Source organism: Asaia sp. Ae19-3 (assembly GCF_059801175.1).
Map to the genome: position 1 here is coordinate 395453 of NZ_JBCHWF010000001.1, position 22790 is coordinate 418242.

Annotated in this window: 16 protein-coding genes, 1 tRNA gene and 1 riboswitch; of the genes, 7 read left to right on the top strand and 10 right to left on the bottom strand. The window is 59.2% G+C overall.

Features of this window, described 5'->3' with window-relative positions:
- The first annotated feature begins 24 nt into the window (after nt 1-24).
- From AAID99_RS01635 to AAID99_RS01650, 4 genes are read left to right on the top strand one after another with little or no spacing between them, the layout of a single operon-like run.
- On the top strand, nt 25-1410 hold the full coding sequence (locus tag AAID99_RS01635) for a replication-associated recombination protein A (protein ID WP_498492918.1): 1386 nt from the start codon (nt 25-27) through the stop codon (nt 1408-1410).
- Nucleotides 1407-2402: an RluA family pseudouridine synthase gene (locus tag AAID99_RS01640; protein WP_498492920.1), complete on the top strand. Its 996-nt coding sequence runs from the start codon at nt 1407-1409 to the stop codon at nt 2400-2402. The genes AAID99_RS01635 and AAID99_RS01640 overlap by 4 nt, the downstream gene beginning before the upstream one ends.
- On the top strand, nt 2399-4891 hold the full coding sequence (locus AAID99_RS01645; RefSeq protein WP_498492922.1) for an AsmA family protein: 2493 nt from the start codon (nt 2399-2401) through the stop codon (nt 4889-4891). Before AAID99_RS01640 ends, AAID99_RS01645 begins: the two co-directional genes overlap by 4 nt.
- Nucleotides 4888-5619: an ATP12 family protein gene (locus AAID99_RS01650; protein WP_498492924.1), complete on the top strand. Its 732-nt coding sequence runs from the start codon at nt 4888-4890 to the stop codon at nt 5617-5619. The genes AAID99_RS01645 and AAID99_RS01650 overlap by 4 nt, the downstream gene beginning before the upstream one ends.
- A 411-nt stretch (nt 5620-6030) precedes the next feature.
- On the opposite strand, the gene ispF is transcribed toward AAID99_RS01650, so the two are convergent.
- The 3 genes from ispF to AAID99_RS01665 all read right to left on the bottom strand — a co-directional run bounded on the left by ispF (nt 6031) and on the right by AAID99_RS01665 (nt 10018).
- On the bottom strand, nt 6031-7194 hold the full coding sequence (gene ispF / locus AAID99_RS01655) for a 2-C-methyl-D-erythritol 2,4-cyclodiphosphate synthase (RefSeq protein ID WP_188425389.1): 1164 nt from the start codon (nt 7192-7194) through the stop codon (nt 6031-6033).
- A gap of 103 nt (nt 7195-7297) precedes the next feature.
- Nucleotides 7298-8644, bottom strand: a complete 1347-nt coding sequence (locus AAID99_RS01660) for a sugar porter family MFS transporter (RefSeq protein ID WP_229719479.1) — start codon at nt 8642-8644, stop codon at nt 7298-7300.
- 921 nt (nt 8645-9565) lie between these two features.
- Nucleotides 9566-10018, bottom strand: coding sequence for a hypothetical protein (locus AAID99_RS01665; RefSeq protein ID WP_498492926.1), 453 nt, complete (start codon nt 10016-10018; stop codon nt 9566-9568).
- 297 nt (nt 10019-10315) lie between these two features.
- Here AAID99_RS01665 and AAID99_RS01670 point away from each other — a divergent pair, with 297 nt between their 5' ends.
- A complete protein-coding gene (locus AAID99_RS01670; protein ID WP_498492928.1) occupies nt 10316-12448 on the top strand; it encodes a ligand-binding sensor domain-containing diguanylate cyclase in 2133 nt (710 codons plus the stop codon).
- Here the strand turns inward: AAID99_RS01670 and apaG are convergent.
- Both apaG and metZ read right to left on the bottom strand, forming a co-directional pair.
- Nucleotides 12408-12881, bottom strand: coding sequence for a Co2+/Mg2+ efflux facilitator ApaG/CorD (gene apaG, locus AAID99_RS01675; protein ID WP_188424994.1), 474 nt, complete (start codon nt 12879-12881; stop codon nt 12408-12410). The two genes, AAID99_RS01670 and apaG, sit on opposite strands and share 41 nt — an antisense overlap.
- Nucleotides 12882-12917: 36 nt before the next feature.
- Nucleotides 12918-14105, bottom strand: coding sequence for an O-succinylhomoserine sulfhydrylase (metZ, locus tag AAID99_RS01680; protein WP_188424996.1), 1188 nt, complete (start codon nt 14103-14105; stop codon nt 12918-12920).
- Between the two features lie 65 nt (nt 14106-14170).
- Nucleotides 14171-14250, bottom strand: a riboswitch (SAM riboswitch).
- Between the two features lie 102 nt (nt 14251-14352).
- Here metZ and AAID99_RS01685 point away from each other — a divergent pair.
- Nucleotides 14353-14426, top strand: a tRNA-Gly gene (locus tag AAID99_RS01685).
- 26 nt (nt 14427-14452) lie between these two features.
- Here AAID99_RS01685 and AAID99_RS01690 read toward each other — a convergent pair.
- The 5 genes from AAID99_RS01690 to AAID99_RS01710 all read right to left on the bottom strand — a co-directional run bounded on the left by AAID99_RS01690 (nt 14453) and on the right by AAID99_RS01710 (nt 19676).
- Entirely contained in the window at nt 14453-15016 is a 564-nt protein-coding gene (locus AAID99_RS01690; protein WP_188424998.1) for a hypothetical protein, read from the bottom strand.
- Between the two features lie 72 nt (nt 15017-15088).
- Nucleotides 15089-15847 carry a 2OG-Fe dioxygenase family protein gene (locus AAID99_RS01695; RefSeq protein WP_371869808.1) on the bottom strand — a complete coding sequence of 253 codons (759 nt, stop codon included), beginning with the start codon at nt 15845-15847 and terminating at the stop codon, nt 15089-15091.
- Between the two features lie 26 nt (nt 15848-15873).
- Entirely contained in the window at nt 15874-17109 is a 1236-nt protein-coding gene (locus AAID99_RS01700) for an NAD(P)/FAD-dependent oxidoreductase (protein WP_498492932.1), read from the bottom strand.
- Between the two features lie 283 nt (nt 17110-17392).
- Entirely contained in the window at nt 17393-18628 is a 1236-nt protein-coding gene (gene argJ / locus AAID99_RS01705; RefSeq protein WP_188425002.1) for a bifunctional glutamate N-acetyltransferase/amino-acid acetyltransferase ArgJ, read from the bottom strand.
- 121 nt (nt 18629-18749) lie between these two features.
- Nucleotides 18750-19676 (bottom strand): peptidylprolyl isomerase, encoded by a 927-nt coding sequence (locus AAID99_RS01710; RefSeq protein ID WP_229719480.1) that lies wholly within the window; start codon nt 19674-19676, stop codon nt 18750-18752.
- A gap of 362 nt (nt 19677-20038) precedes the next feature.
- On the opposite strand from AAID99_RS01710, the gene secA reads away from it, so the two are divergent.
- Entirely contained in the window at nt 20039-22765 is a 2727-nt protein-coding gene (gene secA / locus AAID99_RS01715) for a preprotein translocase subunit SecA (RefSeq protein ID WP_498494240.1), read from the top strand.
- Nucleotides 22766-22790 lie beyond the last annotated feature (25 nt).

Below are 22790 nucleotides of genomic sequence, written 5' to 3' on the forward strand. Positions count from 1 at the left end.
GACAGCAGAACAGGGAGAGGCGCGATGCGCGACGACAGCAATGCAGATCTGTTTGGCGCACCGCCGCCCCGTCAGGGCAAGGCTTCTGTGCAGGCTCATCAACAGCGACCGTCCGTATCGGCCGCACCTGAGATGGCGCGCCAGACGCAGCCGCTGGCAGATCGCCTGCGCCCCAGACAGCTTTCAGAAGTCGTAGGGCAGGATCACCTGCTCGGCCCGACGGGTCTGCTTGCGCAGATGCTCAGGCGCAACACGCTGCCAAGCCTCATTCTCTGGGGTGGTCCAGGCTGCGGCAAGACAACCATCGCCCGTCTGCTTGCACGAGAGGCCAAGCTGCGTTTCGAGCAGATCTCTGCCGTTTTCTCTGGCGTCGCCGATCTGAAAAAAGCCTTCGAGACCGCCTCGCGTTTCCAGCAGGAGACGGGGCGGGGCACATTGCTCTTTGTCGACGAGATCCATCGTTTCAACCGCGCCCAGCAGGACGGGTTTCTGCCCTATGTCGAGCGCGGAACGGTCATTCTCATAGGAGCGACAACCGAGAATCCGTCATTCGCCCTCAACGGCGCCCTGCTTTCGCGCTGTCAGGTTCTGGTGCTCAACCGTCTGGATGATGCGGGGCTCGAAAAACTGCTGCAGCGCGCGGAGCAGGAGGCAGGCAAGGCATTGCCGCTGACGGAAGAGGGGCGGGCGTCTCTCAGGGCCATGGCTGATGGTGACGGGCGCTATCTGCTTAATCTGGTCGAGCAGATCCAGGCCCTGCCCGAGGGCGAGCGCCTCGACACGGCGGGTCTGGCCACAGTGGTCGCGCGACGGGCGGTGCTTTATGACAAGGACCGCGAAGAGCATTACAATCTCATCTCGGCGCTGCATAAATCGCTGCGCGGTTCTGACCCCGATGCAGGTCTCTACTGGTTTGCCCGCATGCTGGAAGGGGGGGAAGACCCTCGCTATATCGCCAGACGCATGACACGATTTGCCGCCGAGGATGTCGGGATGGCCGATCCTTCAGCGCTTCCTCTGGCCGTAGCAGCATGGGAAACCTATGAGCGCCTCGGCAGCCCGGAAGGGGAGCTGGCTCTGGCGCAACTCGTCGTTCATCTCGCCACGGCGCCAAAGTCGAATGCTGTCTATCGGGCCTATAATCAGGCACGCAAACTGGCCCGCGAGACAGGCAGCCTTGGGCCACCGCATCACACTCGCAATGCTCCTACCAAGCTGATGAAGAGCATCGGTTACGGCAAAGGCTATGAATACGATCATGATACGGAAGAGGGGTTTTCGGGTCAGAATTACTTCCCCGATGAGATGGAGCGCGTGGCGCTTTACCAGCCGACCGACCGCGGGCAGGAGCGGAAGATCAGAAAAAATCTGGACAGGCAGGCCGCAATACGGGCAAGCCGTCGCCCATGAGTGTCACAACCCGTATTGTCAGTGAAGACGAGGCCGATATGCGCCTCGATCGCTGGTTTCGCCGCCATTTCCCCGATCTCACCCAGGGTGCGCTGCAAAAGCTGTGTCGCACCGGGCAGGTGCGCCTTGATGGCAAGCGCGTGACCGGTGCCAGTCGCCTCGCCCCCGGCCAGAGCCTGCGTATTCCGCCGTTGCCTGCGCCGACAGCGCCCCAGTCCGATCGTCCCGCTCCTCTCGACCCGCAGCTGGCGCGCGAGATCGAGCGCATGGTGATCTATCGCGACGGCCATGTGATCGTGCTCGATAAACCCTCCGGCCTGGCCACACAGGGCGGTCCCGGCATCACCAAGCATATCGACATGATGCTCGATGGTCTGCGTGGCGAATTGCATGACCGCCCGCGCCTGGTGCATCGCATCGACCGCGACACGTCGGGGTTGCTGCTTCTCGCCCGTACCCCGGGTGTTGCCGCCAAGCTCGCGGCAGCGTTTCGTGGGCGTGATGTCGACAAGACCTATTGGGCAATCGTCGTCGGTCGCCCGATGCCCGGCTCTGGTGTCATTGACCAGCCTTTGGCCAAGCTCGGCGCAGGCAACGGCTCGCTGATGATCGCCGCAACGCGTGAAGACGAAGACGCGATGGTCGCCAAGACCGATTATGAAGTCGTTGATGCGGCCGGCAAGAGACTGTCCTGGCTGGCGCTCAAGCCCCTGACCGGGCGCACGCATCAGCTGCGCGTGCATTGCGAGACACTTGGCACACCTATTCTTGGCGACCCGAAATACGGTGGCAAGGCCGCGCATATGGAAGGTTTCGTCGATCGGCTGCATCTGCACGCCCGGTCTCTCGAATTCCCGCATCCGGCGGGTGGGCGCCTGCGTGTAGCGGCCCCCTTGCCACCGCATATGCGCACGACATTCAAGGATCTCGGCTTTACTCCGGGCGATACGCCCAAACCCGAGCGTATCGGCTTCAAGGGAGTCAGAAAATGAAGCGTCTGGCTGCAGTACTGATCGTCGTTCTCGTGCTGGCGACCGGTCTGGCCGTTTCGGCCGATTTTCTGATCGATCGCTCGAATCTGAAATCCGACGTCATTGCTGCGGTCAAGCGCCAGACCGGACGCGATCTGACCATGGCCCGGTTCTCGGTGGGCATTCTGCCCTGGCCGAGCGTGAGCGCGCATGAGGTCACCTTCTCCGATATCGGGGGGGCTGCAAACACACCCATGTTGCAGGCGCGCGATATTCGCGCCTCCGTGGCGCTCATCCCGCTTCTGTGGCGGGAGATCCGTCTGGAAAATGTGACCCTGCAACGCGGCACGGTTGTCCTGCACCGTGATGAGGCAGGTCAGGCGAACTGGGATTTTCATGCTGAGCCAGCCGACAAGGCGACGGGTTCGGCCAAGCCCTCTCATCCGACCGCGCGTTGGAGCCTCAAAATCGGTTCAGCGAAGCTTGATCGTATGGCCTTCTCTCTGGACGATCGCTTTGCCCATCACGGCGGCTCGGTGACGATCACTCATGCGGAATTTGATGGTCTCGCTTCAAGCGCCCCCTATCTCGATATCCGTGGCACGCATGGCGAGATGCCATTTCGGGTAAATGGCCATATCGGCCCGCTTTCCCTGTTTCAGGGCGCCAATCCTCCCTGGGCCCTCAGCCTGGGTGCCACTCTGGGCAAGGAGAGCAAGCCGCAGGACTGGCTGAATTTCGACGGCCAGATCAGCGATATGCGCCATATGCGCGGGTTTTCCGGTGTGTTGCGGGGCGAGATGGCCTCGCTCAAGGATGCCGAGATGCTCTTCCCCAATGCCAACCTGCCCGCAATCACGGGGCTGGGGGGTGAAATCGGGATTTTCGACGCAGATCCGCAGAGCGACAGGCAGAAGCTCGATCTCTCGCGACTTGGCGTGAACCACGTTCATCTTCATCTCGAATCGGCCCCTCCCTTGCATGGTCTGTCGGTCTCGGCTCTTCATGCCGATGCCGAGACCCTCTCGTCTGCTCTGACGGTAACCGCCACCGTGCAGGGGCCGATGCCGGCGCTCGCGGTTCAGGGCGCATTCGGTACGCTGGCTCAGGCAGGGACTTCCTGGCAGACGGCGCTCGAAACGCCTCTCGCTGTTTCGCTCGATCTGCGTGAAGCCAATCGACTGGGCAAAGCCGAGGGCCTTCACGGTCATGTTGCGGGTCAGATCGGAGCCTCCCGGACCGCGCTGTCACTGGACGGTGGGGCTGATACCCTGCCATTGCGTCAGTCAGTCCTGCATGACGTCACGCTCAAAGGCGCCTTCGAGCGTGATGTATCGGGTCGGATGACGCTCAAGGCGTTCACGCTGAACAGTCATGAGGCGACTGCGGTTCTCGATGCCGCGGCACAGAACGAGGCTCAGCCCGAGATGGAGGGCAAGCTGCATTTCCAGCATCTCGATCTCGATGCATTGGCCGCGCTCTGGACCAGACCCAAAGCCGCGCAGCCAAGTGCGCAGGCTCAACCGGCTCTGCCTGGTCCTGTCGCTTCTCTGACCGCGCCGCAGCAGCAGGCTCCTTCAGCTGGCGCGTCTCCTCAGGCGAGCGCGGCGGCGGGGCAGAATTCAGTATCGCCTCCTCCGGCAACGGACGCATTTTCCTGGTCGCGGCTCGTGTCGACAGGGCGCGGGACGCTGGATATTTCCGCCGATACGGTGCGTTTCAATGCTGCCGATTACAGCGGGATCTCTGCTCAGGCGCGTCTGGAATCGGGAAAACTGTCGCTCGATTCGGTCAAGGGGAGCGGGAATGGCATGACCCTGTCGGGGCGGGCGGTCTATGACATGAGCGTCAAGCCTGCATCCTTGACCCTCTCTCTGACACCCCTCCTGTTTCCTGCAACGTTGGCCCAGAACCTGCTCGCCATGCCCGGATTTTTCCGAGGGCCGCTGATGCTCGTCGGGCAGCTGGAAGCCCATGGCGATACCAGAGCGTCGCTGATCGCATCGCTTACGGGCCATCTGGGCCTCTCGATGGTGGGCGGTTCGATCGCGACCGGCCCGCTTGGCCCCTATCTTGGCGATTCGGTCCGGGCACTGCTGCCGCATGACAATCTCTCGGTGCGTTGCCTTGGGCTTCACGCCAGCTTCGCCGATGGTCGCGCGCAGTTCGATACACTAGGTATGGAAGCAGGGGCTCTGAGCCTGTCCGGCCATGGCAGCTATGGTCTGGTCGACCAGACACTCGATCTGCATCTGCTGCCGCGTATCGGCATCGCTGGTACCGGCGCCTCAACGCCTGTGCTGGTGACGGGCACCCTCGATGCCCCCAAGGCGAAGCAGGAAGCGAATACGGGTGGTCGCTTCGAGCTGACAATTGGCGGTAGCGAGCCCGATACCTGTCCGACTGTGCTTGAGGCCGCTCGTGAGAACCTTCCGGGTGAGGCTGCACCCGAACGCAAGAAGCATAACAAGGCTTCCGAACTTCTTCATGGGCTGGGGCTGCTGCATTGAGCCAGACAATCAAACGCTTCTGGAAAGAGGTCCACGTCGTACCGAGCGCGGTGCCTCCGGGTCACGAGATACGCCTCGATGGGCGCTCCTTCCGTTTACCGGGGGGCAACCCGCTTATCGTGGCTTCAAGAGCGCTGGCTGACCGTATCGCCGAAGAGTGGCGCAGTATTGTGCCCGGCGCAGCGTTCAGAACCAGCGACCTACCTCTGACGCAGATGGCTGGGACGCAGATCGAGCGTATTGCACCAGACCGTCAGCAGATCATTGGTGGGCTGATGGCCTATGGTGAGAGCGATCTCCTCTGCTATCGCGCGACCGGGTCGCTCGGACGCGAGCAGGATGCACTTTTCGATCCGGCTCTCGATCTGTTCGAGGCCCGCTACGGCGTCAGGCCGCCGATCACGAGAAGTCTTCTGCCCAGTCATGCTGGAATCGAGGTGCAGGGTGCGTATGCGGCCGCTCTTGATGGACTCGATGATGCGGCGCTGACCTGTGCGGCAGTCTGTGCCCCGGCGACAGGGAGTCTCATCCTGGCGATCGGTCTGGCAGAGGGCTGGATCGATGTGGTCACGGCCTGTGCCATGGCGAGCGTTGAGGAGCGTCACCAGATGGCGCAATGGGGCGAGGATAACGCGCTTCTGCAGGAAATGGGGCGCAATGCCGACGACATAAGTGCGGCGTTGGATTTTGTTACTCTTTCGCATGAAAAAGCGTCAAACGAGGCATGATTTCGCCACGATTGCTGCCTAACTCCTGACCACGCCAGCCATCACATTAGGTGACCATTGGTTACTCGACTGGTCTTGGGGTGATGACTAGAACCGATCAGGTAATCAGGCGTTATCATGGAAGGATGATCGATGTCTTCTCGTATTCACGCTGTAATCGAAGACAACATCTCGGCAGAGGCTCTTATCCGCAGAATCCCTTTCAAAGTGAGATCCGCTCATTTCGTGGCGCGCTGCGTCCAGAACGTATGGCTCCTCCTCGCTGCAACGCCGGTCATCGTTATTATCTGCGCCATCAAGGGATAGGACCGGGCGATTTCCGGTTTTGGTCGCAAGAGTAACCGCCAATAAAAAAGCCCGGCTGATACCGGGCTTTTTTTTGCGCTCGGACTGTTCTGGAAGAGGCCTTTCTCAGGGCACCAGAACGGTCGCAACTGCGGTCGCAGCAATGCCTTCCTCGCGCCCTGTGAAGCCGAGGCGTTCGGACGTGGTGGCCTTGACCGAGATCCGCTCAACATCGACCTGAAGCAGGGCAGCAAGGCGCTCGCGCATGGCCTGTGCGTGGGGGCCGATCTTCGGTCGCTCGCAGATGAGCGTGACATCGGCGTTGATCAGCATTCCGCCGCGCTGGCGGATACGCTCACCTGCATGGATCAGGAAGCGGGCTGAATCCATGTCTTTCCATTCATTGTCGGTCGGGGGAAAATGCCGCCCGATATCGCCCTCGGCCAGCGCGCCATAGATGGCATCACACAGCGTATGAATGCCGACATCGGCATCCGAATGACCCGCAAGGCCGCGATCATGGGGAATGGTAATGCCGCAAAGGATCAGGGGGCGCCCTGCCTCGAAGGCATGAACATCATAGCCCAGCCCGGTGCGCGGGAGTGGGGTCGAGCCGAGCAGTCGTTCCAGACGCACGAGGTCCTCCGGTAGGGTCAGTTTGATATTGTCTTCGGCTCCCTGAACCAGAGCGACGGGGTGGCCGGCCGCTTCGAGAAGGGCAGCATCATCCGTCACCGGACCCTGATGGGTGCGATGCAGGTCCAGCAGAAGCGGGAAGTGGAAGCCCTGGGGCGTCTGGGCACGCCACAGCGATTCGCGGCATACGGTTGTATCCACCAGGCCGTCGCGACCGCGCTTGAGCGTATCAGCAATGGCAACGGCTGGGATGGCGCCGGGATGGCGCTCCAAAGCTGACAGCACGTTGCGCACGACATCTGCAGGGACATAGGGACGGGCACCGTCGTGAACCAGCACCAGATCGGGTGGTTCGGGAAGCTGCGCGAGGGCTTCGAGCCCGGCACGGACGCTGTCCTGACGCTCCCGCCCACCCGCGACCGGGGGCAGGGTCTCGAGGCCGTCGAGCGCCTGCAGTAGGAGCGGATCGTCTCCGACCGGCTGGATGAGGGTCACATGGTCTCGCAGCGCTTCGGCTGCATGACGAATGACTGTCTTGCCACCGAGCAGCATATACTGCTTCGGCATGGCGGCGAGGCCGGTGGTAGCGGCGGCGCTGGCATCAGCGAAGCGGCGACCGGAACCGGCGGCGAGGAGGATGGCAGCAATACGCATGGTGTTCAGGGAATGCGGATTTGTCACCTGCACGTCAAGCCAAGAAAAAGCCCCGCAGAAACTGCGGGGCCTCAACTTTGAAACAGGTCGTTTCAGTCGGCGGTCAGCGGCCGATATCGCGTAGTCTGACGCCCTGGTTGAGCTTGTGCTCAAGGGATTCGAGCGTAACACCGCGTGTCTCAGGCACGAAGGCGAGAGTCACGAGAATGAAGACGCCGTTAAGGGCGGCATAGAGCCAGAACGTATGCGACGGGCCAAGCGCGCCAAGCAGCGTCAGGAAGGTCGAACCGACCGCCATATTGGCGATCCAGTTGGTGAAGGTCGAGCAGGCGATACCGAAATCGCGGCCCTGCAGCGGCTGGACTTCGGCGCAGAGTACCCAGATCAGCGGACCGGCCGAGAAGGCGAAGCCGGTGATGAAGAGCAGCAGCACGGCAACCGAGAGGTAATGCATCAGCGTGCTCGAATCCTGTCCGAGCGAGAGAAGAACCGCAAGGGCACCCATGCCGATGGCCATGATGATGAAGCCGGCGATCAGCATCGGGCGACGGCCCCAGCGATCGACGAAACCAATGGCGATGAAGGTGGCGAGCATGTTCACAAGACCAACGATGGCCGTACCCCACATCTGACCGTCCTGACCGAACCCGGCCACTTCGAAGATACGCGGGGCGTAGTACATGACCACGTTGATGCCGGTGAGCTGCTGCACGATCTGAAGACCGATGCCGAGCATGACCGAGCGGCGGAAGTTCGGGTTTTCGAGGAACATCGAAAAGCCGCGCTGCTTCTGCTTCAGGCCTTCCTGGATATCCCTGATCTCGCCTTCGGCTTCTTCACGCGACGGACGAAGTGCCGTGAGGGTTTCCAGTGCCTCATCGTGACGGCCTCGTAGCATCAGCCAGCGCGGGCTGTCCGGCAGGAACAGCGATCCAACCAGGAAGAAGGCGCCTGGAATGGCGACAATACCCAGCATCCAGCGCCAGGCGCCACGATAGGCGAAAATGGCGTCAGACACGAAAGCCAGCAGAATCCCGATCGTGATCATGAGCTGGTAGACCGAAATCAGGCTTCCACGGTGCTGCTCGTCAGCGACCTCCGAAATATACAGAGGGGCAACGAAGCTCGCTACGCCGATCGCAAGGCCAAGAATGGCGCGAGCGACAATCAGCATCGTGGCCGAGTTCGCGCCGACGCAGCACAGGGCGCCAATCATGAACAACGCCGCGCTGAGAACCAGAGCGCGTTTACGGCCGATGGAGTAGGACAGCCGGCCAGCGCAGAGAGCGCCGAATGCGGCGCCGACCATCATTGAAGAGACGATCCATTCCTGCGCGGGAACGCTGGCGTTGAATTCCTTGGTGATGAAGCCGAGCGCTCCGGAAATCACACCGATATCGAGCCCGAACATCAATCCGGCCACAGCGGCCAGAATTGCTGCGAGCATCATTTTTCCTACCAGCGGAACTTTCGCTTCGCTTGGAGCAGAAGGAGAACCATGACTCATGTGAGGGAACCTTAGTCGAGAAAACCTGAGCGTGTGTATCGTGAAAGCCCTACTGCGCGACACGGGAAGTCTCAGGATGGATGTGATGTTCTACCATCCGGGACGTTATTTCAAACCAAATTCATTGTGACCCATAACATGAGCCATTGAGTGTGTCCGATTAATCGCAGCGCTCGTGACAAGCCGCGACGTTGTAAAGGGGCGCGCGAGTAATGGATTAATTTATCATCAAAATTGAAAGTAACGAAGTTTATCTATAATATAACCGATAAAATAGGTCGATTTTCTATAAATACGTGGAATCAAAAACGTAAATAAAATGATAACATCAATTAAAATAAATATTTTATAAATATATAGTATTTGATTTTTTCACAACTCTTACGTCGTGCCATTCTATAACTCGTCGAGACATTGTTCAATTGGTCTTTTATCTATGGATCAAGCAATCATGCTTACTTCTGATAGAGAAAAGATATCATGAACATTTTCACAATTGTTTCACGTGGTCTTTCGATTCTTGTTTTCGCTGGTTCTGTTGCCGCTGCCAGCCAGGTCGTGCCTGCGAATGCTCTCGCAGTTCACGCCGACAAGAATGACGGCGCGCGTATCGCTCTGACAGGTCCGCGTCCTGAGAAGGGCACAAACATTGACCCTTGCACAATCGCTGGTAATTGCATCGCACATATCGGATGATATAGCGGGTTTTTAACGACCGCCCTTGTGAGATAGCCTAGTGTGTTTGTGGAAATGAACCGTCCGTATAGCGAGGACTAGGCACTGACAGTTTTACCGGTCGCCTCTGATAACAAGGGGGCCAGCAGATCAATCACGCTGGCCACCCTTTGTCATACGCTTTGTATATTATTCGGGCATGCTTGCATCGCTCTGTTGGGAGCTATGTTTCTTGTCTTGCCAGCGCATTCGAGTGACATCGCTCTGGGTATGCAGCGTTTTGCTCAGCAGAACGGCATAGACAATTCGTATATTTTCGATATGTCCCAAGACCGTCAGGGTTATATCTATCTCTCGACAATAAGAGGGATCTATTTTTTTTCCGGAACCAGATTTTACCGTCTCCCGGTAGGGAGCGCGCTTTCGACGGGTAACCGTACTATAATGATGCGCCAGATACCGGATGGCAGAATGCTGCTCTCCGACGGGCGCCACCTGCTGATCTCCAGAGGCGAAACGTCTGTTCGCCGTTCCCCATCGACATTGTTGTTCGATACATTGCCCTTTGATCATCAGGGGCACATTGATGGGATATTTGTCAGTAGTGATCAGGTTTTTCTGCAGGATCGATCGGGTCTTCACGGATGTAGTTTCTCCCCGCAGTCAGAAATGCTCTCTTGTGCGGAACAGAGTGTTTCGGGAACGAGAGGCGCTTCAATCTATCAGACGGGCAATCGTGTTCTCGTCGTTTCAAGGAATGCGACCTCAGTTCGTGATCTGAGTGGGCGGGACGTTATTCCTTCCTCAAGATCGTCAGGGTTTTCGATCTGTCCAAACGCGCCTGCTGGCTTGAACATCTGCCTGCTGCGCGAAAAAAATCTAACGTCCTCCGATAGCGCTGGCGTTCTTTCTCAAGCTCCTATCGATTGGGAGTTCAATGTGGCAGATCTTGGAGAACGACCCACCTTTGCTGTCGGCTCATCCGATGCGACTATTTTCTTCGATGGCAACTGGATGCGATCATTTGACGGTCGACACTGGAGTTTTCTCAACCACGATCTGAGCCGTGAGCAGGATATTACCTTCGCCTATGTCGACCGGGACAAGCAGCTCTGGACCGCACAGGATCTGGTTGAACTCGACAAGCTGATTGGCTGGGGCGATTGGGAAAATCTCGAACCGCAGGACATCCGTTCTGTTTGGTCAGTCCTGCCAACTGGCGATGATAACCTCGTATTCACAGGCCAAGGAATATATGCGCTCTCCGGCGATGAATTGGGTCACAGGCTTGCGGACGGGAACTTTTTCTTCGGAACGAGCGATGGCGCAGGAGCATTCTGGGCTCCTGTAAACGATGCGACCTTACTTCGTTGTCGTATAAAAAATCTGATGCTGGCATGTGATAGACATCTCGAGGTTAGCCGTGTGATGGGTCTGGCCTTTTCAAGACGATCTGGCACGTTATGGATCGCCTCCGATGACGGTTTGCTGTCTTTCGCCTCCGGCACGGAAGCGAAGCCAGATATGGTTAGGGATGTGCAGGGAAGGCCGCTTGCGGCCCCGGCCGCCACAGTTGCACTCAGGAAAGATGGAACGCCCTGGGCCGTTGAGGGTAACATTCTCTATCGAAAATCGGCTGACGAGCGATGGGTCCCTGTCGTCACGCACTGGCCGAATTCTGCTGATTTCAAGCCGATTGCCATGACCTTCTCATCGCGGAACGATCTGTGGATCGGAGGATTGCGGGCTCGTAACGGACTTCTGCATCTCACGCTTGAGGGGAATCATGTTCGCAGAATCGAACAGATCGATCCCTCGCTGGTTGGCTCTTCGATTGTTTTCAGTCTGCTTTGGGATTCAAGGGGGCGTCTGTGGGTCGGAACGGAGAATGGACTGGCGGGGTTTGACGGGCATCAGTGGGTCCGTGCGACCAGGGATGACGGTCTGATCGCAGCGAACATCAACCAGCAGGGTCTTTCAGAGGACCGGGACGGGACAATCTGGATAACGGCGTCTCGCGGCGTCTCGCATCTGATGCATCCAGAGCATCTGTTTCAGAAGCAGGATCTCAGGCCAGTTTTCATCAAGGTGATGCTGGGCGAGAAAATGTTGCCGGAAAAAGCTGTGCCCTATTCGCGTGACCCGCTCATGGTCACTCTGGGCGCTCTTAATACAGCGCTCTCTTCCACGACTTATTTCCGCTATCGTCTCGACGGCGTGCATGGGAACTGGATTACAACGACGACCGGCGAAATTCGCTACAATTTCGTACCGCCGGGACATTCCCGCCTGATAGTGCAGGCCCTGAATGATAACCGCAATCTGGTCTCCGAGCCTATCGTCCTAGAAATCCGGATGCAGCGGCCGTGGTGGAGCGCATGGCCGCTCATCCTGCTCTATACGGTTTCGATCATCGCGCTGCCTTATGCGCTGAACAAGCTGCGTTTTCGTTATCTGATGAAACGCCAGCGCCATCTCGAGGCTCTGGTCGATGAACGCACGATCGAGATGCGAGCGGCCCAGACGGCGCTCGAGCAGCAGGCTCGTCAGGACGGTCTTACGAAGCTTATGAACCGGCGAACTGCCGAGGCGAGCGTCATGCGTCTGCTCGAGAAATTGTCACGCCCCGACGATACGGGGGTCATGCGCTCGGCTACCCTGGCACTGTTCGATGTCGACTACTTCAAGTCAATCAATGACAGTTTTGGTCACGCGATCGGAGACGAAATTCTGGCAGGGATTGGCGCGCGTCTGATTCAGGCGAAGCGGCAGGAAGAAATCATTGGCCGTCACGGCGGCGAGGAATTCCTGATTGTCGTGCAGGGGGAGTTTGACGATGCGCAAGCACGTATCGCGAGCCTGTTGTCAGGACTGAGCGATGTGCCCTTCGAAACCAAGATAGGGCCGTTATCGATCGGTTGCAGCGTCGGGATAGCCCGCACGAGAGCAGAGGAGGCCTGGGCAGATGCGCTCGAGCGCGCCGACCGGGCTCTGTACAAGGCCAAGCTTGAGGGACGAGGCCGTATCGTGGTTAGTGCACAAGACCAAGACGATGAGGGCTATCCAGACTGAAGGCCGGGATCGTGGCTTCAAAGCGTTCCGATGTGGCGGGAACGATCATATGAAAAAGACCGCGCATAAAGCCGCAAGGCGTCGGCAGAGCAGCCCCCGACGTGTACTCAAAAACTTCATTCGCCACTAGAATGGGCTGCTCGCCGACAACGCCCTCGCCGTGAATATGATCCGTTTTACCGCGTCCGTCGGTTATTTCCCATGACCGGCTCAGGAGCTGGACGGTTTCATCGCCGCTATTTTCGATGCGGATATGATATGCCCATGCGTAATGATGGTCTTCGGGCAGGGACTGATCCTCGAGCCAGAACGTACGCACGGAAATCGTGATGTCTCTTGTCACCGCTTCATAGCGGGGAGCGGCATCCATAGCTTCAGCAAGACTCGCTTCCGGGTCTGCTACAAGGCGGGGAGGGGCAGGCTTATGCGACATGCCCGCCTTGTAGGCCCATGGAGACGCTAAAAGCAATCAGGCTTTGAGCGCGGCGAGGCCCCTCTCAAGATCGGCAATCAGATCCTTGCTGTCTTCAAGTCCCACCGAAAGCCGTATGGCCCCGTCCGTGATTCCAAGCCGTGCGCGTTCCTGCACGTCTACCTTGGAGTGGGTCGTCGTGGCCGGGTGTGTGGCCAAAGAGCGTGCATCGCCGAGATTGTTCGAAATGGCGATGAGCCTGAAGGCATTGAGGAAACGGAAAGCGCCTTCCTTGCCGCCCTCAACTTCGAAGGCAACGAGTGAGCCGCCATTGCTCATCTGTTTTTCAACGAGCGCACGCTGCGGGTGAGAGGCCAGACCCGGGTAGGAAACGCGGGCAATACCGGGCGCATTTTCGAGGAAATGAGCCACCGCACTCGCATTTGCCGCCATGGCATTGACGCGCAATGGCAGGGTTTCAATCCCCTTGAGCAATACCCAGGCATTGAAAGGTGAGAGGGCGTTACCCGTGTTGCGGGTGAATGGCTGCAGTGTCTCTTCGATCCACTGCTTGCGCCCGAGGACAGCACCGCCGAGCACGCGCCCCTGACCGTCGATATGTTTCGTGCAGGAATACAGCACCACATCAGCACCCAGAGCGATCGGCTTTTGGCCTACCGGTGAGGCGAAGACATTATCGACCATCAACAGTGCGCCTGCCTTGTGGGCGAGTGTCGCAATGCGCTCGATGTCGAGAATATCAAGCATCGGGTTGGAGGGGCTCTCGATCAGAACCGCCCCTGTCGGCTGTGAGAGGGCCGCTTCCCAGCCAGCCCAGTCATCACCGTCGACCAATACAGTCTCGATGCCGTATTTCGGCAGCAGCGTGGTGACGATCCAGTAGCACGAGCCGAAAAGAGCGCGCGAGGCCACGACGCGATCGCCCTGCTTGAGGTGGGCGAGTAGGGCGGAAGAGACGGCGCCCATACCGCTGGCTGTGACGATGCAGGCTTCAGCCCCTTCGAGCAGGGCCAGTCTGGCTTGCAGGGCATCGGTCGTCGGATTGCCGAAACGCGAATATTGATAATGGGCGACATCGCCCGTGAAGGTGGCGGCTGCCTGCTCGGCACTGTCATAGACAAAGCCGGAGGTCAGAAAGATCGCTTCGCTGGTTTCGCCGTGCTCGGTGCGGCTGACATCCTGATGAAGCAGCTTGGTCGACGGGCCGTAGGATGTATCTGTCATGGAAAAGACGCTCCAAAATGCACCTAAAAGAAAGTGGTGCGATTCTGGCCGTGGAAAACCTGGAATGCAGAACATCCCGGGCCTCTTTAGCGCTGTTGTTTAGCCTCGCCGCAATCCGGCCTTTCAAATCGCGAGGGACGCCCTCCTTCGAGAAGCGACGGCGGAACTATGCGCAAAGCGAGCCTGCTTCGTCAACCGATGCCGCGTGATTGCATCGTGACACAAGCTGCGATAGAAGGAGCGCCATGCGGGTGTAGTTCAATGGTAGAACGGCAGCTTCCCAAGCTGCATACGAGGGTTCGATTCCCTTCACCCGCTCCAGAATTCCCCTGAAAATTCGAAATAGTTCAGCCGCGCAGAAGCTTCTTCTTTGGCGCTTCCGGCGTCTTGTCTTTTGGGGCCGAGGGGGCAGCCGGGGCAGGAGCGCCGTCCTGATAGCCTGAACCATTCCAGGTCCAGCGATCATTCTTGTCGATCAGCAGATCATGCATGCCATTATGCCGGCTTGGCAAAACCGAAATAGCCCCGCTGACCGAATCCAGAACAAGCTTCCAGCCGCCTTTATGGCGCAGATAGACCGAGGTCGAGCATCCTGCGGAACCACAGAGGCGCGCTGATTGCAGCTGCACGAACAGCGCCATATCGCTGCGATCAGACGAAAGCGGGGCTGACGCAACGAGAACGACCGGATTGTCATCATGCTTGGCGGCATCGGCAAGATCGGCGCTGTTGAGTTGGCGGGCAACCTGATCGAGATTGGTGCCGGGTTGCGCGCTCAGAATGACCGGCCGAGGCCCTGAGGCGTCTTTTGCCTGGGCGGTATTTGTCGTGGCGTGATGCGTTCGGGCAAGGCTCGCTGGTATGGCCAGCCCCATGACTGCGATACTCGCCACAGCAAGACCAAAACGCATCGGAATTTCTTTCATATTCAGTATCGGATCGCTCTTTCGGCGAGTCGTGGGCAGATTGCCTTTGCGGCTCTTTTAGGCGTGACGCAGTGTCACGACCAGTACGTCACGATAGGCCGGACGCGCGGGGTCAATCGGCTCGACAGGAGTTACGCCATGATAGACGCGATGATCGTCGACGAGGGCCGTATCGAGCGGTGCCTCAAGAGTGAAAGAACCGATTTCCTCACGATGATCATTATGGATCGAGGTCACTCCTGAAGCCACGTTCTCGCGATTGACCATCAGCACGAAGACCCAGTCCACGCCGTCGCGATGCATGCCCTCGGGTGTGGGGCGGCCATTCTTCCCCGCCTGCGCCTCTATGCGGAACTGATGAATTTCAGCGTGCCAACTATCGGGCTGCGTCGAGGCGGGTGTCATGCGCAGCGCCAGAAGATGGGCGGCATTCAGAATGGATAGCATGACGGGATGCGCGGCAATCGCATCCTCAATGGGCCCAAACCAGCGTTCTATGCCGCCATTGAGGAGATTGTAATCGCGGCTCTGATAATGCGGTTGGTGGCGTTTGCGCTCGATACGCCCGCCCGTCAGCGCGTAGGTAGCATAGCGTCTTTTACGGTAGCGCCCGCCATCGGCCATGTAACGGTCGAGACCTAGGCGGTTCCAGCTTTCAGCGAAGTTCTCCCAGTCCTGAAAGCCGAAGGCTTCCAGGAAGGAACGCATTTCCTTGCCGCGTTCGAAAGCGAACCCCTTCTCCTGAAGGGTCGCGACCATCGTGTCGAGGCGCGCCGATTCGGCTGGGGGAAGGACTTGAGAACGCTGCAAGGGCATGACGTCAATCTACCGCTGATCGAAGGTTACTGGTCCAGACGCGGACGAGTCGGCAACAGATGTGCCTTCAGGAAAGCTGCCGTTCCGCGCGCAAGACCCATGACGCCGATCTGATGCTGACGGAAAATTAGATCATGCAGCCATCGCGGTGCAAGCCCACGCAGAAGGCCACCTCCGAAACTCGTCGAGGAGCCGACCATACCCCAACCATTATAGTCACCTAGCGAGACCACGGCACCACGATCGCGGTAAACAAATGTCGAGGGCTCACGTCCCTGCGCGATGACAGGAATGGCGCGCCCCAGATAGATGCCCTGCTGTCTGGCGACCTGTGCCGTGGCAGGAAGCGGCGCGTCATTGATGCGCGCGCAGTCGCCGAGAGCGAAAATCGACGTATCGCGGGTCGATTGCATGTGATGGTTGACGACGATCTGTCCACCACGGGCGATATCAAGCCCTTCGAACAATTCCGTTGCGGCACTTGCTCGCACACCTGCCGCCCAGACGCGCAGCTCGGCGGGAACGACACGGCCATCCTTGAGTTGGAAGCCTTCCTCATCCACCGAGGTCACCATCGCCTCGGTCAGAACGCTGACACCAAGCGCCTCAAGCTGCTTGCGGGCATCGTTGGAAACGCGCTCGGGGAAAGCGGGAAGAATGCGCTTGCCTGTCTCGATCAGGGAAAGGCTGAGAATGTTCTTTCTGGCTTCCTTGCCATAGCCGGGGGCGAGGTCGATGGCGCTGCAGAGCTCAGCGGCCAATTGTGTGCCTGTTGCGCCGCCGCCGACAATGCCGACATCGAGCTTGCGGTTGGCCGCAGCTGCCTCGCGGAAGGCGGCACGGAATTTTTCATGGAACAGGCTGGCATCGGGCAGGGAATCGATGAAGGTGCAATTGGCCATGACCCCTTCGATGCCGAAATCATTCGAGCGGGAGCCAAGAGACACGATCAGCATGTCGTAGGGAACGGTCTCGTCATTCGCGAGACGGATCTCGTGCTTTTCGCGATCAACGCTGCTCAGCGAGCTCTGCACAAAGCGAAAGCCGAAGCGGCGACTCGCCTCGACGAAGGTCGTACAGTCACGCGATTCTTGGCCGGTGCCCGCGGCAAACTCATGCAGCATGGGTTTCCAGTAATGCACGGCACCCTTGTCGATCAGCGTGGTCTCGATCAGGCGATGACGCCCACGACCGAGGGTCATTGCCGTTTCCATCCCGGCAACGCCACCACCAATGATGACCACGCGAAATGCATTTGCCATGCCTGTTCCTCCTCAGCGTCGTTCGGGCGCGTATACGACGCTGATCTGATTGCGTTTTGGAGTAGCTCTCGGAGCTATCGACCCATAATGTGGGTGCAATCGATCCGTCCGTCCAGTCGCTGAAAGCCCTCGGACGATCAAAAATGGACAGACAGGGTACTAAATCTGAACGCAATCAGATGCAAGCGGTTCTCAACAAAGAGAAGGCCCGACTATGAGGGCAATCTAATGCCGCTCTTGTCGTCGCTGGGCGACCGACCTGAAAAGCCGGTCGCCGGAAATTTCAGCTCCGGTAGGAGCCGTTGATGTCGATATAGCCATGGGTCAGGTCGCAGCTCCAGATCTGGGCATGACCATTGGCCAGCCCAAGGTCGATCTGGATCTCGATTTCCTGCCCCTTCATATGGGCGACGACCGGTGCTTCGTCATAGCCTTCGACGACAGTGCCCTGACGGGCAATCCAGGTGCCTCCGATGGCGACCGAGAGGGTGTCGCGATTGGCGGGTTCGCCGCTCTTGCCGACTGCCATTACGACACGTCCCCAATTGGCGTCTTCACCAGCGATGGCGGTCTTGACCAGCGGCGAGTTGCCGATGGCAAGCGCGATCTTCTTGGCGGACTCGTCGGAAACCGCACCGTTCACACGCACGGTGAAGAGCTTCGAAGCGCCTTCGCCATCGCGCACGACCATCAGGGCCAGTTCGAGAAGCAGGGATTCGAAAGCCTCACGGAAAGCAGCCAGTTCCGGATCAGCCAGAGAGGTGATCGGGGGGTGTCCGGCTTTGCCAGTGGCAAAAACCAGCACCATGTCGGAGGTGGAGGTGTCAGAATCGACCGTAATGGCGTTGAAGCTGTGATCCGTGCCGACATGCAGCATGGCCTGCAGCACGTCATGGGAAATGGCAGCGTCTGTCACTACAAAGCCGAGCATGGTCGCCATGTCGGGCGCGATCATGCCGCTCCCCTTGGCGATACCCTGAATCGTGACATCTTTGCCCGCAATGGTGACCTTGCGTGTGGCCGCCTTGGGGAAGGTATCGGTGGTCATAATGGCGCGTGCCGCATCTTCCCAGCCGCTCGGTGTGAGCGTCTCGTACAGACCCGGCATCGCATCACTGATGCGTTCGGCGTCCAGCGGCTCGCCGATCACGCCCGTCGAGGCGAGGAAGACTTCAGTGGCGGCGCAATGAACGGCGCGTGCAGCAGCAGCGGCAGAGATCTGGGTGGCCAGAACACCGGCACGCCCGGTGAAGACATTGGCATTGCCCGAATTGACAACCAGCGCCCGTGCCGTGCCCTGGGCCAGGGCAGCGCGGCTCCAGTCGATGGGGGCGCCGGGACATTTGCTGCGGGTGAAAACGCCTGCTGCTGTCGTGCCGGGCTCGAACTCCATCATCATGAGATCGGGGCGATCCTTGTAACGGATCTGAGCGGCGACAGCGCCAAGCCGCACGCCTGCTACCGGCTCAAGGCGCGGCAAAGGCTGGGCGAGGGGGGAGAGGGGAAGGGCTTTGGCCATGATCTGTCTCCGAGCTTGGAAGGTCGGAAGGAGGATGCACGGCTTGGGGCTCAGGTCCAGCCCCTCGCCCCTGAATGAGGCGAAAAGACCGGATTTCTGAGTGAAAAGTGAGCGTTAGCGCTTACTTCTTGGGGGCAGCAGGAGCGGCTGCAGGCGCGTCGGGAAGCGGCTTGCCCTGTGCGTCGTAACGCACGATCTTGACCTTGTCCTGAGCGGCCTTGACGATATCGCGCACATTGTCGCGGATCAGCTGCTGGCGGATCTCGTCATGAACCTGCTCCAGCGGCGGCACGGGGGCTTCACGCGAGGCCAGAACCTGAATGACATGCCAGCCATACTGGGTCTTGACCGGGGTCTGGCTGATCGTGTTCGGCTTCATGGCGAAGGCTGCCTTGGAGAATTCCGGCAGCATATCGTCCTTCTTGAACCAGCCGAGATCGCCACCGCTTGCGCCCGACCCCTTGTCGGTCGAGAGCTTCTTGGCGAGATCTTCGAACTTCGCGCCGTGGTTCAGCTGCTTGATCACGTCCTTGGCCGTGGCCTCATCAGCAACCAGGATGTGGCGTGCATGGATTTCCTGCTCGCCCTTCTTGGAGGCGTAATTCGCCTGATAAGCCTGCTTGATGGCGTCTTCGGTGACCAGCGGTCCGACCTTCTCCTGCAGATAGGCATTCTGCAGCGCGTTATCGGCGGCTTCCTGCATCTGGGCCTTCACGTCAGGCTTCTTGTCGAGGCCTTCTTTCAGGGCGTCGATCTGGATGGCCTTCTGGCTGACGATCTGGTTCAGCAGGATGTTGACCAGCGTGTTGGGCGGCAGCTGACGCGCCTGCGGGGGCAGGCCGGCTGCGGCCTTCTTGACGTCATCCAGATAGATCTTCTGGCCGTTGACCGAGGCGATCAGCGGGTTGGCGTCGGCAGGAGCCGCCGGAGCAGCGGCCGGGGCCGCATTCGCCGGAGCGGCGGGAGCCGGGGCAGCGAAGGACGGCGCTACCAGAGTCGTGCCGGAGAGGAGAGCAGCGCAGAAAAGAGCCGGGCGGATAAGCCGCATGGAGAAACAACCTCGAAAAACTCGTGGAACTTCTGCCAGCATGGCGCAGGCTTTACCTCGCGGCAAGGCCGCTTGCCGGAACTTGGCGTGTTTTGATGGCACTCTTCATGAAGAAATCGTGCATTGCAGCCTGTTCAGACGGCCTGAACGCAGGGGGCTCGGTTGACCGGGGCAAGTGCGCGCCTTATCTCATTTCCCGCGTGGACGATCCTGATCCTGCTTCGGCGGGTGCGCCGCGCTTTCGCCGTATTCCGGGTTTCGACGCTTTCGGCTTCGGAACAACCCGAAAGGGGCGGGTCGGGATAATCCGCCTCTCAGTTCGCGGTCCGTCTGTTTCGGACCAGGTCGCCAGAAGGACAGTCATGTTCGCTCGTATCGCCCGCGCCGTGTTCGGCACCGCCAATGATCGCTCACTGAAGGGCTATCAGAAGCGCCTGCCTGAAATCAACGCGCTCGAGCCTGCCGTCAAGGCGCTCGACGATGAGGCGCTGCGCGCGAAGACCCAGGAATTCAAGAGTCGTATTGCCGGGGGTGAAAGCCTCGACAAGATCATGCCCGAAGCATTTGCCGTCTGCCGTGAGGCCTCGCGTCGTGTGCTGGGCATGCGTCATTTCGATGTGCAGCTCGTGGGCGGCATGGTGCTGCATTCGGGTCGTATTGCCGAAATGCGCACAGGTGAGGGCAAGACGCTGGTGGCGACACTGGCGGTCTATCTCAGTGCGCTCGCAGGCAAGGGCGTGCATGTCGTGACGGTCAATGACTATCTGGCCAAGCGCGACGCCGAGGAAATGAGCAAGCTCTATACCTTCCTCGGCCTGACCACCGGTGTGATCATTCCCAATCTGTCGGACGACGAGCGTCGTGCGGCTTACGGTTCTGACATCACCTACGGCACGAATAACGAATTCGGCTTCGACTATCTGCGCGACAACATGAAATACACGCTGGAAGAAATGGTCCAGCGTCCATTCTATCATGCGATCGTCGACGAGGTGGATTCGATCCTGATCGATGAAGCGCGTACCCCGCTCATCATTTCCGGCCCTGCCGATGACAGCTCGGACCTCTATCGTGCGGTCGATGACGTCGTCATTGAGCTCGTGAAGAACAAGGAAGCCTTCGAGCGTGACGAGAAGCTGCGCACGGTTATCCTGACCGAGCAGGGCTCAGACCAGGTTGAGGCGCTTTTGCATGAGGCAGGCGTTCTCAATGAAGGCGGCCTGTATGACGTGCATAATATCGCCGTCATGCATCATGTGCAGCAGTCGCTGCGCGCCCATACGCTCTTCGCGCGCGATGTCGAATATATCGTGCGTGGCGGCAAGGTGATCATTATCGACGAGTTCACCGGCCGCATGATGGATGGCCGTCGCTATTCCGATGGTCTGCATCAGGCGCTTGAAGCCAAGGAACATGTTGAGATCCAGCCTGAGAACCAGACACTGGCCTCGATCACCTTTCAGAATTATTTCCGTCTCTATCCCAAGCTTTCCGGCATGACCGGCACGGCCATGACCGAGGCAGACGAATTCGCCGAGATCTACAAGCTCGACGTGGTCGAGATTCCGACGAATCTCCCGGTCGCGCGCAAGGATACGGATGATGAGGTCTACATTACGGCGCGCGAGAAATTCGAGGCGGTAGCCAATCTGATTCAGGAAGTCTCGAAATCCGGCCAGCCTGTGCTGGTAGGCACGACATCCATCGAAAAGAGCGAGCATCTTTCGAACCTGCTCAGCTCCAAGAAAATCCCGCATAGCGTGCTGAATGCGCGTTTTCATGAAAAGGAATCGCAGATCGTTGCGCAGGCCGGGGCACCCGGCGCCATCACGATTGCCACGAACATGGCGGGCCGCGGCACCGACATCAAGCTCGGCGGCAACCTCGACATGCTGATCCGCCAGAGCCTCGAAAAGATCGAAGATGAGTCGGCGCACGAAGCCGAGACCCTGCGTCTGCGCGAGGAAATCGCGGTCAATCACGGCAAGGTCAAGGAACTGGGTGGGCTCTATGTGATCGGCACCGAGCGTCACGAAAGCCGTCGTATCGACAACCAGCTGCGTGGTCGTTCCGGCCGTCAGGGCGATCCGGGCGCGTCGCGCTTCTTCCTCTCGCTCGAAGATGATCTGATGCGCATCTATGGTGGCGAGCGCATGGGGGCGTTCTGGACCAAGCTCGGCATGAAGGAAGGCGAGGCCATCGTTCATCCCTGGCTGAACAAGGCCCTGGAGCGCGCCCAGAAAAAGGTCGAGGCGCGCAATTTCGACATGCGCAAGAACGTCCTCAAATACGACGACGTCATGAACGACCAGCGTAAGGAAGTTTACGCCCAGCGCCGCGAATACATGGCGATGGAAGATGTCTCCAGCATCGTTCAGGATCTGCGTGAGCAGAGCATCGAGGAAGCGGTCCATGCACGCATCCCCGAAAAGGCTTTTGCAGAGCAGTGGGAAAGCGAGGCGCTCGAGGCCGATCTGCTGTCGCTTCTCAACCTGAACCTGCCGATCAGCGACTGGTCGAAGGAAGACGGCATGGATGCGGGGCTGGTCATCCAGCGCGTCGAGGAAGCTGCCAATCAGGCACAGGCAGCGCGTTCGGCCAATATCGGCCCGAATATCATGCGCCATATCGAAAAGCAGGTTCTCCTGACCTCGTTCGACGCCGTGTGGAAAGAGCATCTGCATGCGCTCGACCAGCTGCGTCAGGGCATCGGCCTGCGTGCCTATGGCCAGCGCGACCCGTTGAACGAATACAAGCACGAGGCCTTCCAGCTCTTTACGGCCATGCTGGATGACATGCGTCTGCGCGTGACCACCACCATGTCGCGTATCGAGGTGGTGCAGCAGGCGGATCCGTTCCCCGGAACCGAGGCGCAGCAGATATTTGCGCCCAATGACGAGGGCTTCTCGTCTGCGGGGCTGGAGCCGCGCCAGGTCGGGATGCAGCCTTCAGGTCTGTTTCAGGCGCCTACGGCCGACGGGCTGAGCGTGTCAGAGGCCCAGACCTATGCGCAGGAAACGCCGCGCAACGCGCTCTGCCCCTGTGGGTCGGGCAAGAAATTCAAACATTGTCATGGCCGTCTGGCCTGAAGAAAAAAAGCAAGGTTGAGGAGAG

Coding starts and splice junctions, on each gene's coding strand:
- AAID99_RS01635 (WP_498492918.1), top strand. CDS start 25: ATGCGCGACGACAGCAATGCAGATCTGTTTGGCGCACCGCCGCCCCGT.
- AAID99_RS01640 (WP_498492920.1), top strand. CDS start 1,407: ATGAGTGTCACAACCCGTATTGTCAGTGAAGACGAGGCCGATATGCGC.
- AAID99_RS01645 (WP_498492922.1), top strand. CDS start 2,399: ATGAAGCGTCTGGCTGCAGTACTGATCGTCGTTCTCGTGCTGGCGACC.
- ispF (WP_188425389.1), bottom strand. CDS start 7,194: ATGCGTATTGCTGCCATCCTCCTCGCCGCCGGTTCCGGTCGCCGCTTC.
- AAID99_RS01660 (WP_229719479.1), bottom strand. CDS start 8,644: ATGATGCTCGCAGCAATTCTGGCCGCTGTGGCCGGATTGATGTTCGGG.
- apaG (WP_188424994.1), bottom strand. CDS start 12,881: ATGTCGCATAAGCCTGCCCCTCCCCGCCTTGTAGCAGACCCGGAAGCG.
- metZ (WP_188424996.1), bottom strand. CDS start 14,105: ATGACAGATACATCCTACGGCCCGTCGACCAAGCTGCTTCATCAGGAT.
- AAID99_RS01690 (WP_188424998.1), bottom strand. CDS start 15,016: ATGCGTTTTGGTCTTGCTGTGGCGAGTATCGCAGTCATGGGGCTGGCC.
- AAID99_RS01695 (WP_371869808.1), bottom strand. CDS start 15,847: ATGCCCTTGCAGCGTTCTCAAGTCCTTCCCCCAGCCGAATCGGCGCGC.
- AAID99_RS01700 (WP_498492932.1), bottom strand. CDS start 17,109: ATGGCAAATGCATTTCGCGTGGTCATCATTGGTGGTGGCGTTGCCGGG.
- argJ (WP_188425002.1), bottom strand. CDS start 18,628: ATGGCCAAAGCCCTTCCCCTCTCCCCCCTCGCCCAGCCTTTGCCGCGC.
- AAID99_RS01710 (WP_229719480.1), bottom strand. CDS start 19,676: ATGCGGCTTATCCGCCCGGCTCTTTTCTGCGCTGCTCTCCTCTCCGGC.
- secA (WP_498494240.1), top strand. CDS start 20,039: ATGTTCGCTCGTATCGCCCGCGCCGTGTTCGGCACCGCCAATGATCGC.